The 12,061-nt window shown below is 48.8% G+C and carries 14 protein-coding genes; 12 read left to right on the top strand and 2 right to left on the bottom strand.

All coding sequences use genetic code 11. The annotated features are described in order from the left end of the window. The first annotated feature begins 61 nt into the window (after nt 1-61). The 10 genes from FGQ85_RS10910 (at nt 62) to FGQ85_RS10865 (ending at nt 9,136) form a co-directional block, all read left to right on the top strand. The gene (locus FGQ85_RS10910) at nt 62-535 is read left to right on the top strand and encodes a hypothetical protein (protein WP_243097676.1); all 474 of its coding nucleotides are present in this window, start codon (nt 62-64) and stop codon (nt 533-535) included. An 87-nt stretch (nt 536-622) separates the two neighbouring features. After that, on the top strand, nt 623-1,573 hold the full coding sequence (locus FGQ85_RS10905) for a hypothetical protein (RefSeq protein WP_138373457.1): 951 nt from the start codon (nt 623-625) through the stop codon (nt 1,571-1,573). A gap of 92 nt (nt 1,574-1,665) precedes the next feature. Further along, complete coding sequence (locus tag FGQ85_RS10900; RefSeq protein ID WP_138373456.1) at nt 1,666-3,918, top strand: NEAT domain-containing protein; 2,253 nt, start codon at nt 1,666-1,668, stop codon at nt 3,916-3,918. Next, a complete protein-coding gene (locus FGQ85_RS10895; protein ID WP_138373455.1) occupies nt 3,919-4,959 on the top strand; it encodes a heme-binding Shp domain-containing protein in 1,041 nt (346 codons plus the stop codon). Next, nucleotides 4,943-5,992, top strand: coding sequence for a heme ABC transporter substrate-binding protein IsdE (gene isdE, locus FGQ85_RS10890; protein WP_330680196.1), 1,050 nt, complete (start codon nt 4,943-4,945; stop codon nt 5,990-5,992). Before FGQ85_RS10895 ends, isdE begins: the two co-directional genes overlap by 17 nt. 12 nt (nt 5,993-6,004) lie before the next feature. Then, nucleotides 6,005-7,042 carry an iron ABC transporter permease gene (locus FGQ85_RS10885; RefSeq protein WP_138373454.1) on the top strand — a complete coding sequence of 346 codons (1,038 nt, stop codon included), beginning with the start codon at nt 6,005-6,007 and terminating at the stop codon, nt 7,040-7,042. Next, on the top strand, nt 7,032-7,823 hold the full coding sequence (locus FGQ85_RS10880; protein ID WP_243097678.1) for an ABC transporter ATP-binding protein: 792 nt from the start codon (nt 7,032-7,034) through the stop codon (nt 7,821-7,823). The genes FGQ85_RS10885 and FGQ85_RS10880 overlap by 11 nt, the downstream gene beginning before the upstream one ends. Nucleotides 7,824-7,863: 40 nt before the next feature. Then, complete coding sequence (locus tag FGQ85_RS10875; RefSeq protein WP_138373453.1) at nt 7,864-8,247, top strand: YbaN family protein; 384 nt, start codon at nt 7,864-7,866, stop codon at nt 8,245-8,247. Between the two features lie 25 nt (nt 8,248-8,272). Next, a complete protein-coding gene (locus FGQ85_RS10870; protein WP_138373452.1) occupies nt 8,273-8,560 on the top strand; it encodes a 4Fe-4S dicluster domain-containing protein in 288 nt (95 codons plus the stop codon). 18 nt (nt 8,561-8,578) lie between these two features. Beyond that, entirely contained in the window at nt 8,579-9,136 is a 558-nt protein-coding gene (locus FGQ85_RS10865; RefSeq protein WP_087167919.1) for a flavin reductase family protein, read from the top strand. Nucleotides 9,137-9,193: 57 nt separating this feature from the next. Here FGQ85_RS10865 and FGQ85_RS10860 read toward each other — a convergent pair whose 3' ends face one another. Together FGQ85_RS10860 and FGQ85_RS10855 are read right to left on the bottom strand one after the other, a co-directional pair. Then, nucleotides 9,194-9,754, bottom strand: a complete 561-nt coding sequence (locus FGQ85_RS10860; protein ID WP_087167918.1) for a chromate transporter — start codon at nt 9,752-9,754, stop codon at nt 9,194-9,196. Continuing rightward, complete coding sequence (locus tag FGQ85_RS10855; RefSeq protein WP_138373451.1) at nt 9,751-10,320, bottom strand: chromate transporter; 570 nt, start codon at nt 10,318-10,320, stop codon at nt 9,751-9,753. The genes FGQ85_RS10860 and FGQ85_RS10855 overlap by 4 nt, the downstream gene beginning before the upstream one ends. Before the next feature lie 103 nt (nt 10,321-10,423). Here FGQ85_RS10855 and FGQ85_RS10850 point away from each other — a divergent pair, with 103 nt between their 5' ends. Next, on the top strand, nt 10,424-11,362 hold the full coding sequence (locus FGQ85_RS10850) for a LysR family transcriptional regulator (RefSeq protein ID WP_138373450.1): 939 nt from the start codon (nt 10,424-10,426) through the stop codon (nt 11,360-11,362). Then, a complete protein-coding gene (locus tag FGQ85_RS10845) occupies nt 11,322-11,918 on the top strand; it encodes a GNAT family N-acetyltransferase (RefSeq protein ID WP_171027944.1) in 597 nt (198 codons plus the stop codon). The genes FGQ85_RS10850 and FGQ85_RS10845 overlap by 41 nt, the downstream gene beginning before the upstream one ends. Nucleotides 11,919-12,061 lie beyond the last annotated feature (143 nt).

Genomic DNA, 12,061 nt, shown 5'->3' with positions numbered 1-12,061 from the left:
AGATTCTTTTTAAAACAAGAGTTAGTAATAACTAACTGAGTTAACTATGGAGAAAGATGATATGAAGAGTAAGAAAAAAATCGGGATCCTGATCCTTCTGGTGATAATTGCGGCCGCAGGCATCTGGTTCTATACCAGGCCAAAAGAAGTGACCAATTATGATGTGGCGTTTGAGGAAGATCAGGAAAAGCCGGAGAGTGAATCTACAACTCCTTCCGTGGGAGAGGGGATCCGGATTCCAGGATACAAATCAATAGAAATTCCTTCCGGAACAAAAGATGTGTCCGTTGAGCTGAATAACCCGGAAGAGAATCAGGTCTATTTCCGGATTTCCTTTTATCTGCCTGAGACAGAGGAGACTATCTACACGTCAAAAATAATCAAACCGGGACAGAGTCTCTATGAGATCACGCTGGAAAAGGAGATGGAGACGGGGGAATATCCCTTGACGGTGAAGTATGAAACATTTACTGCAGACGAAGATATGACTCCAAGGAACGGGGCGGAAGTCAACTGCACACTTGTAGTCACATAAGAACTGCGTGAAAAAAGATGCTGATGATGTTACAGTGCAAAGCACTTTAGCATAAACAAAAAACATAAACAGAGAGGAGAATCAATTATGGGATTCAGAAAAATTTTATCCGGTGCCGTTGCAACGGCGATGATATCTACGATGCTGTGCGGAACCGCATTCGCAGCGGAGCCGGCGGACGGCAGCTATACAGGAGAAATCCATTTCCTGAATGCAAACGGAACAGGAAACAACAGCATGTGTGATCCGATTTTTGTACACGAGGCAGATGTAGAACTGACGGCGGATTCTGCCGAGCTTACATTCTATGTGGCTTACCCGATCCCGGCATTCCCGGATCAGGGTACAGATGGAACTGTAAAAGATGTGAAATTTACGGTAGACGGAACAGAATATACGGCAGAATCGGACACTACTACAAAACCGGAAAAAGAATTTGATACAGATGCAGCGCTGTTTGGCGTCAATGCCGGAGACGTTCTGCCGACCCAGGTGCTTACTGTGGAGCTTCCGCGGGATGTGCTGGATGATCTGGAGGCCGGTACAGTAGCGGCCAGCGCCTATGTGAATGTGGTTATGAATTCAACACAGAATTTCTTTGTAAAGGTAACTGATCTGCAGGCGGCAGGCGGAAGCCAGGAACCGGGAGGGGACACACAGAATCAGCAGAATATGCAGATTACCGCAGATGTACAGGAAGTGGTTTCCGAACCAGAATATACGGTAACTGTTCCGGAATCTGCAAGCATGGGAACTCTGAGTACAGAGAAAGATAATGTAACAGTGTATTCAGTAGAAGTTGATGCTGCAAATCTGAATGGTGAACTGACGATTTCTGCTCCGGCAGCCGGCAGCCTGACAAACGGTGATAATACACTTGCATTTGCGAACAGCTTTGGCAGCCAGAGCGTAACAGAAGATGTGGCGGACAAAACGTTGAGCGGAAAGCTTACAGTTAGCGGCGCAGATGTGGCGAAAGCGGCAGCCGGAAACTACACAGGAACAACAACCTTTATGATTTCATACGCGGCGAACTAGTATATGTCAGCCGAACGATGCAGAGATCCCCGCACGATATCTTGTGGGGATCTCTGTTTTTCAAAAACGGATAGTTTCGGACGGAGGAAAGAATGAGAAGAAAAAGAAACAGGAAGAGATGGACCGCCCTTGCCCTGGCAGGACTGCTTGCTATGACAGCCTTGACTCCGGCAGGAGCGGCAAAAGCGGCGCCAGGGGAGAAGAGCGGATCGTATATCAAAAGCGGAACTTATCATATCGACCAGTTTGGCGAATACGATATTGATGCGGAAGTAACTGTTACAGACGGAAAAATCACGGATGTGACGATTACCGGAGATAATTTCGGCGGAACATATGCGGAGGTAAACAAGGGCAAACTAAAGACCGCCATTGATGGCATTTCCGGGATGTTTTCCGGACTGGCGGATAACGACGCAGAGGGTATCCGGGATCTGGATGCCGTGGCAGGCGCGACCTATTCCTCCAATGGAATTAAGGAGGCAGTCGCAGATGCACTGGGTCTGAACCTTGCTGAGGAGTCTGCGGAGGATGTTCCGGAGAAACTACCGGATCCGGGCACATATGACGTGACCGTTGCAGTACGAAGCGACGTGGTAGACCACAGCCTTGTTCAGACTGAAACGGCAAAAGCTCTTCTGACGGTCAGTGAAGACGGACAAATGAGTCTTTCTTACACGATGGTTTCCGGAACGGAACAGGAACCGATGTATATCCTCGGGTTTAACGGCTATTATAAAGGCAACGATCCGGCCGGGGAACTTTCCATGGAGAACGTAACATATGCAACGGAACAGCGGGGAGATTATGAAGTGGTGACGGACGTCACATTTCCGCTTACCGGGCTGAGCCGGTATTATTATAACAACACTAAGATTTATGTACCGGCTATGAGCGCCTTAAACGGCGAAATCAACGGCATACACTTTGAAAACGGAAAGTTCAGCGTAAAAACTATCGTTACCATGTACTGGAATACACTGACAAGACACGGCAGCGGAGAAACCGGACAGCAGTCTATGGAAATTACTGCGAATGTTTCCGACCAGACATCGGAGCCGGACGGCATGATCATGATTCCGGAGTCCCTTTCCATGGGAAAACTGGAGACAACTGTCGATAATGTACAGCCCTATGAGATCCGTGTATCTGATGTTGAACCGGGCGAGACGGTCACGGTAAGCGCGCCGGCGGGCGGCAATCTTTACAGTGGATCAAAAACACTTCCTTTCGGAAATGACTTTGGCTCACAGACAGCTTCAGAGACCGGAGTGGCAAAAGCGGGCGGTACAGAGACGGGTATTGTACTGAACGGTAATATTACTATCACAGGAAAAGATGTTGCGGCGGCATCTCCGGGAAATTATACGGGAACCGCAACCTTTACCATTACCTATGACGATAAAACAGAGAATACAGATGAGGAAGAGAAACCGGAGGACTCGAAGGATCCGGAGGATCCGGGAGACACAGAACTGGATATTCACAACCTGGAAGACGGCACTTACGCAGTGACGGGCAGGATGGTAAAGGTGGACCAGTCCACACTTTCCATGGCAGATAATGCCATCAACCATACGATCAGGCTGACTGTAAAAGATGGCGTCTATTCAGTCACATTGGATATGAAAGGGATGAATATCAGCGGGAAACTCGGGTATCTTGGCGGGCTTCAGTATTTTCTTACCGGATATACGAAAGATCAGTACGGATATCCTCAGGGAGAACTGGAAGATGCAGTGGTAGACTCTTATCAGACAGATGAAAACGGTGACCGGATCCGTGATGAATACGGTACGGACTATCCGGATCTTGTTACGTTCAAACTGATTCCGGAAGCTCTGGATGATGGATTTGTCCCTCTCAAAGTTTATGTGCCGGTGATGGAATCGATATCTGAAGGTCTGGGTGACCAGTCAGTCTATCTGGCTCTTGACTGGGCGACTTTGAAAGCTGCGGAGGAAGATGATCCGTCGTTTTCAGATGACGATGAACCGGGAAGCAATAACGATAATACGGGAGACAAGGATGACGGTTCCGGCCAGGGAGGATTGACAGGTGGAAGTGGTCTTGGGAACAGTACACTTCCGGGTGGAAGCAGCCTTGGGGGCAGTTCCCTTGGCGGCAATTCGCTGAAAAGCGGTTCCCTTGGCGGAAGTTCTCTTGGAGGAAGCAGTCTGAAGTCTGCATCCGGTGTAAAGACAGATGATACTTCTTCAAACTCGGGTCTGTGGATCGCAGTACTGGCTGCAGGATGCATCTGTCTGGGTGCGGGTGTACTGACAACTGTTCGTTCCGGCAGGCGGAAAAGAAAACAAGACAGGGAGCAGAGGCGGGAAAAATAGATGAAGATAAGAAATAGAGTTAAAAGTAAGGGAATCGGGCTTCTTGCCGTTGTACTCTTTGTCTTTGCGGGAGTGTGGACAACAGCATTCCCGGTACAGGCGGCATCCGGGAACGTTTATACCTGTACGGTTCATCCATGCTACGCCCATCCGGTTACCGGTGAAATAGAAGATTCCGGCGGCGAGGCATCTTACGCCACCGGTCAGGGCATGGTAGACGGAGTGGTGTACACAACGGGAATTCTGGAACTGACGGACAGCGGAGAATACTATCTGACAGTCCGGTTCAGCCTGATGGATCAGACTTCCGGACACAGTTTCTGGGTGCAAAATGTAGGCGACAGCGGCTGGGCGACTCCGGCAGTTGGAGTAACCGGAAACGGAACGGACGACAATGGTACAACGGCAGACATCTGCATACAGGTGCCGGGCGAGAACTGTGTAGTCCGCTGTTCTATGTACGTGGCGCCTATGGGACGAGATGTAGTCTTTTACCTGTATCCGAGTGATTACGCTGCCGGAAACAATACAAATATGAATGCGACCATGGTGACAGATGCATCCGGAAACGGAGAAACATCGACAGCGGACAGCTCCGGCAGTGCAGGTACGGAAAGTGGAACAGGAGATACCGGAAGCACAAATACCGGAAGTGGAATTACAGGGGGCGGTTCCAATCTGTCAGGTTCCTCACTTTCAGGCAGTTCCGGTTTGACGTCCTCCGGAAATACGGACACAGAATCCGGAGAAGGAAGTACGGAGACACCGGCACTGTCCAGTTCCATAGATGAAGCGGCTCAGCCGGCCGCATCTACGGATACGGAACTTGATGAGGCACAGGGATTAAGTCTTTCCACGGCAGCGGATGCATCCAAAGAGACGGAAGAGACGGCGGGTTCCGGTGCAGGCGGGCCTTTTGCCGTCGGAGCGGCAGTCACAGTTTCCGGGCTGATTCTGATGGGTACAGCGGCAGTGATTATCTTTTTCTTTCGAAAGAACTGGAAACGCTGGGGCGGAGGTTATGATGACGATGAAGTATAGCCAGATCAAAGGAAAAAGCAGAATTTCCGTACTTGCAGCCGTTGCGGTTCTTTCCTGTAGCCTGTTTACAGGATGTGTGGATCAAAGCGCTGGAAACACAGATAAAACTACGGAGGACAACAGTGCTTCCACGCAGAGCGGGAGTGTCAGTACCATGCTTGAAATCACAGATCCGGAAGAAAAGGCCGCTGTAGAAGCAGCAAAAGCCAAAGTAAAGGGAATGGGGGAAGAACCGAAGATTATTGCCACATCTCCTTCTACGGCAGAGATCTGTGACCGGCTGGAGCTCGACCTGACCGGCGTATGTTCAAGCTCTGTTTCGGAACTTCCGAAGCGGTATGACGAAGTGAAAGAAGTTGGAACCGCTATGGCTCCTGATATGGAGATTGTGGCTTCCTTAGACCCGGACTGGATTTTGAGTCCTGCCACCCTTCAGTCGGATCTGCAGCCGAAATACGAAGCCATCAATACGGACTGGGCATTTTTAAATCTCAGAAGTGTTCAGGGGATGTACCGCTCTATTCAGGAACTGGGCGAAATTTTTGGAAGAGAAGAGCAGGCACAGACCATGGTGGACGAGTTTACGGCGTTTTATGAGGATTACAAAAATAAGAACGAAGGAAAGGATGCTCCGAAAGTTCTGATCCTGATGGGTCTTCCGGGAAGCTATATCATTGCCACGGAAAATTCCTATGTGGGAAGTCTGGTGGAACTGGCAGGGGGTGAGAACGTCTACGCCGGGACGGACCAGGAATTCCTTACGGTGAATACCGAGGATATGAAGACGAAAGAGCCGGATGTGATTCTGCGTGCGGCACATGCGCTCCCGGATCAGATCGTGGAGATGTTCAACGAAGAATTTGCCACTGATGATATCTGGCAGCATTTTGACGCTGTGAAGAACGGACGGGTATACGATCTGACCTATGAATATTTTGGTATGAGCGCGAACTTCAATTATCCGGAAGCACTGGAGGAACTCCAGCCGATGCTTTATCCGGAGAATGAAGAGGATGAGAAACAGGAAAAGTAAGGAGGATGAGCTATGAGTGAAGACAGAGAAGAATCCGGCAGGCAGGACCAAAGCCGGAAAAAACGAAAAACAGCCCGGGCGGCAGCCTCCTTTATCGTCACAGGAGTCCTGCTCGTGCTGCTGATCGTTGTGTCCGTCAATATCGGAAGCCTGAAGGTTTCTCCTTCAGAGTTGTTCAGGGGACTGTTCATCAAAAGGATCGATGATGTGGCGGCTATTTATGACCTGCGTTTCCCGAGGATCGTGATCTCCCTGTTTGCAGGGGCGGCAGTAGCGGTCTCGGGCGTCCTTTTCCAGGCAGTGCTGAAAAATCCGCTGGCAGACCCTGGAATTATCGGGATTTCCGGAGGAGCCGGTTTTGTCGCGGTACTGATCACGGCCTTCTTGCCGGTCCTTTATTTCTTTACCCCGCTTTTCGCGTTCGCAGGCGGGGTACTGGCCTTTTTTCTGGTATACAGTCTGTCGTGGAAAGGAGGATTAAGCCCGCTTCGCATCATCCTGACCGGTGTTGCGGTAAGCGCCATGTTCACCGGTCTTTCAGATGCCCTGAATGCAATGAGCGGAGGAACTTCCTCCGGTGTGGCATCCATTGTGGAAGGGAATATCACTCAGAAAACATGGGAAGATGTACAGACCCTTCTCCCCTATGTAATTACAGGGCTTGTCCTTTCACTTTTGTTTACAAAGATGTGCAACCTGATGTCTCTGGAAGACAAGACAGCCAGAAGTCTTGGTGTCAACGTAAATCTGATTCGGATTCTGGTTTCTCTGGTTGCGGTGCTTCTGGCCAGTATCTCTACAGCGGTCGTGGGAGCTGTCAGCTTCCTGGGGCTTATCGTACCTCATATCGGGCGGCTGCTTGTCGGGAGCGACCACCGGGCACTGGTACCATTTTCCATGCTGGCAGGTGCATTTACCTTTCTGCTTGCGGATACCATCGGCCGGACCGTGGCAGCACCTTACGAAGTGTCGGCGTCCATTATAATGAGCGTGATCGGCGGTCCGTTCTTTATCATTTTGTTAAGGAGGTCAAAGAAATATGCAGCCTGATACAAAACAGAGGAAACCGGCCATGGAAGTGCGTGATCTGTTTTTTTCCTACGGGAAAAACAAAGTCTTAAAGGGCACGTCTTTTACCATAGAAGAAGGGAAGATCACAACCATCATGGGAGCGAACGGGTGCGGAAAATCAACCCTGTTCAATCTGATGACCAAGAATCTTTATCCGCGTAAAGGGAATATTTTCCTTTACGGGAAGAATATCCAGAATCTGGGTCTGAAAGATTTCGCAAAGAGGGTGTCCATTGTCCATCAGTATAATTCCTCCGCGGATGACATTACTGTGGAGAGGCTTGTATCCTTTGGAAGAACTCCTCACAGAAAGATGATGCAGGGACGAAGAGACGAGGATGAAAAAATGATCCGATGGGCCATGGAGGTTACCAATATCTTAAAATACCGGGACAGGGAAGTAAGCCGTCTCTCCGGCGGACAGCGTCAGAGGGTGTGGATCGCCATGGCGCTTGCGCAGAATACGAAGATCCTTTTTCTGGATGAACCGACCACCTATCTGGATATCCGTTATCAGATCGAGATCCTGAAACTGGTGAAGAAACTCAATCAGGAGTATGGGATCACTATTATCATGGTGCTCCATGATATGAATCAGGCGATCCACTTTTCAGACCGCATCATCGGCCTGAAAGAGGGGGAGGTTGCAGTTCAGGGAGCTCCGGATGAAGTGATTACAGAAGAATGCATCCGGGATTTGTACGGGATCTCTCTGGGAGTGACAACCATTGAAGGGAAAAAATTTGTCCTGACCGTGTGACAGCTCACATCCGGTCCGGCTTAACGGGAGTGAAATAATAATGAAGAATAAGAATCCGTTCAGGATTTTCTGGATCATACTGGGTTTTCTCTGCCTGGGACTTGGCACGACAGGAATCGTCCTGCCGGTTCTTCCGACCGTGCCTTTTTTCATGGCTACAGTATTCTGCTTTGCGAAAAGCTCAAAGCGTCTTCACGACTGGATTGTCGGAACGAAACTTTATAAAAAACATCTGGACAGTTTTGTAAAACAGCGTGCCATGACTATGAGGACAAAGATTCGGATTGTTGGGACCATGACCATGGTCATGGCGGCGGGATTTCTGATGATGAGCAATGTTCCGGCCGGTCGGATCTGTCTGGCGGTTGTGTGGGTATGCCACCTGTTGTATTTCTTCCTGAGAGTGAAGACCATTAAGCCGTAAACATAGTTTTTGGTTATATATTCCTATGAAAGATTACTCCGTGATCGGAACACTGGTACCAAAGGAGGCCGAAGGAAGCTGTGTTTACTGCAATCACTGCCACCCATGTCCGGCAGGACTTGACATTGCTCTGATCAACAAGTACTATGATCTTGCAAAGGCAGGAGATTCCATGGCCGTTGGACATTATCAGAAGCTGGAAAAGAATGCTTCCGACTGTATCCGGTGTGGACACTGTAACCGCAGATGTCCGTTCCACGTAGACCAGATGAGCCGGATGCAGGAAATTGACGCATATTTTCAGCAAGCATAAGAAAGGAGCATTTTCGTTATGAGAAAAAATTTTGGACAGAAAACATGGATGTATCCACTTCCGGTACTGATTATCGGAACATACGGAGAGGACGGAACCCCGGATGCCATGAATGCGGCATGGGGCGGAATTTATGATACAGGAAAGGTAGTCCTCTGTTTAAGCGCTGGACATAAGACAACTGCCAATATCAAGGCAAGAGGAGCGTTTACTGTCAGCTTTGCAGACAAAGCGAACCTTGTTGCATCCGATTATGTGGGTATCGTATCCGCCAACAAAGAGCCGGATAAACTAGCAAAGGCAGGATTCCATACAACAAAGAGTGAATTCGTAGATGCTCCGCTGATTGATGAGCTGCCGATGGCACTGGAATGTAAGCTGGAAAAAGTAAACGAAGACGGCAATATCATCGGAGAAATCGTCAATGTCAGTGTGGATGAATCCATTCTGGACGCAGAAGGAACGGTAGATCTTTCTAAATGGTGCCCGATTACCTTTGATCCGGTTCACAATACCTATACGGCACTGGGAGAAGCAGTAGGAAACGCATTCAGCGATGGAAAGAAGCTCTGCTGATTAAAATTTAGAAATGAATGATAGAACGGGAGATCAAAGACAGATCTCCCGTTTGTTTTATTCGATAAGCAGAGAAATACCTGCATAGAGAATGCCGGAAAGTACCATGACAAGGATCGGATTTGCCTTCCATTTCTGAAGTAAGAGAAAACAGAAGAAGAAAAGCACGACCAGAATCCAGTTGGTAGAGCCAAAGTGGATCGATCCTTCCGGCCAGAAAGCGGAAATCAGAATCGAGATTCCTGCCGAGGCAATCAAAGCGACAACTGCAGGTCTCAGCGTGGAAAGAACGCTCTGGAGCGCTGCCATATTCCGATATTTTAAGTAGAGTCTTGCAATGATCGTGACGATAATGCAGGATGGAAGAATACAGCCGAAGGTGGCCGCTACGGCGCCGGGAATTCCTGCGATTTTGATTCCGACAAAGGTGGCGGAATTGATGGCGATGGGTCCGGGCGTCATCTGGGAAATGGTAACCAGATCCGTAAATTCCTTCATGGAGAGCCAGTGATTCAAGGTAACGACCTGGTCCTGAATCAGAGGCATGGCCGCATAGCCGCCTCCGAAGCTGAACAGGCCGATCTGAAGGAAACTGAGAAACAGATGAAGGTAAATCATGATGGATCCCCCTTTCTTCCCGGCATAAATGTCTTCAGCAGACCGACAGCAATGCAGACAAGGATGATAACGACGGCATTGATGCTAAGGCAGGCCGCAGCGATCAGGGATGCCGCCATAATCAGAATAGAGAGCCATTTTTTCTCCAGAAGAATTCCGGCTGCCATCTCCCAGACAACAGAGGCGATGACAGCGGCGACACCGGCCTGCATTCCTTCCAGCACAAGGCTTACGACCTGATTGTCCCGGAACGCCTCATAAAAGATGGATATCACAGAAATCACAAGAAAAGGCGGAAGGATGGTTGCGATGACCGCAGTGATCGTGCCGGCAATCCCGGCGAGCTTATATCCGACGACGATGGCACCGTTGACCGCGATGGCTCCCGGGGCGGACTGGGCGATAGCAACCAGATCCAGCATTTCTTCTTCTTCAATCCAGTGATATTGATCGACAAATTTTTTCTTCATCAGTGTTACAATGACATATCCGCCTCCGAAGGTGAAGGCACTGAGATAAAACGTTGATATAAATAACTTTAACAGAATCTTATGTTTCTTTTCCATTGGAATGTCCTCCCTCCTGTTTTAGTATAACTGGTCTTGATCTATATGAAAAATAGTATTATTCTATAAAATAGATAATGAATTTCTTATATATGGAGGAACCATGACACTTCGGCATATGAAAATCTTCGTGTCGGTCTACCAGAACAGCAGTATCACAAAGGCGGCAAAAGAGCTTCATCTGGCACAGCCGTCTGTGAGCGTTACGATCAAAGAACTGGAAGAATATTACGGGCAGCACTTTTTCGAGCGGATCGGAAGACGGATTTATCCAACCGCCGCCGCGAAAGAATTTTACGGATACGCCGTCCACATTGTCTCCCTGTTTGAGGCAATGGAAAAGGAATTGAAAAACGGAGATGAGATCGGGACAATCCGGGTTGGAGCCAGCATTACGATCGGGACTCATATCCTGCCGTCCCTGATGAAAGAATTTCAGGAGCAGTTTCCGGAAATCCGGATGGAGGCTGTCGTCAATCAGTCGGGAACGATTGAAAGGCTTTTGCTGGAAAATGAAATTGATCTTGGCCTGATTGAGAACCAGCCGTCTTCAGATTCCGTATGTGCGGTACCGTTTCTGGAGGATTCTCTTGTAGCGATTGTACCGGCGGAGCATCCTCTGGCGGAGAAGTGCGATGTCACACTGAGAGAGATGGCAGAGAATCCGTTTCTGATGCGGGAAAAGGGAAGCGCCGGAAGAGAGATTCTGGATGCCTGCTTCGACATGGAGCAGATCACCGTCCATCCGGCATGGGAAAGTTCCAGTACCCAGGCGATTGTGCAGGGCGTGGCAAAAGGGCTTGGCGTTGCAGTCCTTCCCTATCTGCTTGTGAAGCGGGATCTGGAACAGGGTCTGGTCTGTCAGGCATTCCTGCGCCGGCCGATTGAAAGAAAACTTAATATTATTTATCATAAAAGCAAATATATTACCAGAAGCATGCAGACTTTTGTGTCCATGTGTCTGGACTATGGAACCCATCAGATAAAGGAGGAACAACAGGATGGAAGAGACGAAAATCCGGATCCGGACAGCCGGTCCTGATGATGCAGAACAACTTCTTGCAATCTACGCACCTTATGTCGAGAAGACTGCAATTACATTTGAGTATGAAGTGCCGGATGTGAAAGAATTCCGGGACAGAATCCGGAGGATTTTAAAGAGGTATCCGTATCTGGTGGCGGAAATATCCGGGGAAGCGGCCGGCTATGTCTATCTTGATTCCTTTGTAGGAAGAAAGGCATATGACTGGTCTGCTTCGGTTTCCATTTATGTAAAAGAACAGGTGCGAAAAACAGGAATCGGACGGGCGCTGTATCAGGCGGTGGAAGAAATTGCCCGTGCACAGCACATCACGAACCTGAATGCCTGTATCGGCTATCCGGAGACGGAAGATGAATATCTGACGAAGAACAGTGCGCAGTTTCATGCCCACATGGGATACCGGTTGGTAGGGGAATTCCACCAGTGCGGATACAAATTCGGAAGATGGTATAACATGATCTGGATGGAGAAAATGATCGGAGAACATGAAGAACATCCGAAACCGTTTATTCCATTTCCGGAGCTTCCAAAATCCGGCCGGGCAGAAAAAGACTGATCTTTGGAGAGAAGGGGATCTCACCATATTTGCGGAAAGAATACCGCAGATATGGTGATTTTTCATTCATTTTTTGTATCATTCCTTATGCAGGATAAGTATTTGTCTCCGGGAAATACCGTCCGTATAATAAAGGTATAGAA

Source organism: Pseudoflavonifractor sp. BSD2780061688st1 E11 (assembly GCF_005844125.1).
Classification (GTDB): Bacteria; Bacillota; Clostridia; order Lachnospirales; family Lachnospiraceae; genus Sellimonas; species Sellimonas catena.
Note: the sequence above shows the minus strand (reverse complement) of the source record. Positions and strands in the feature narration are given on the sequence as shown.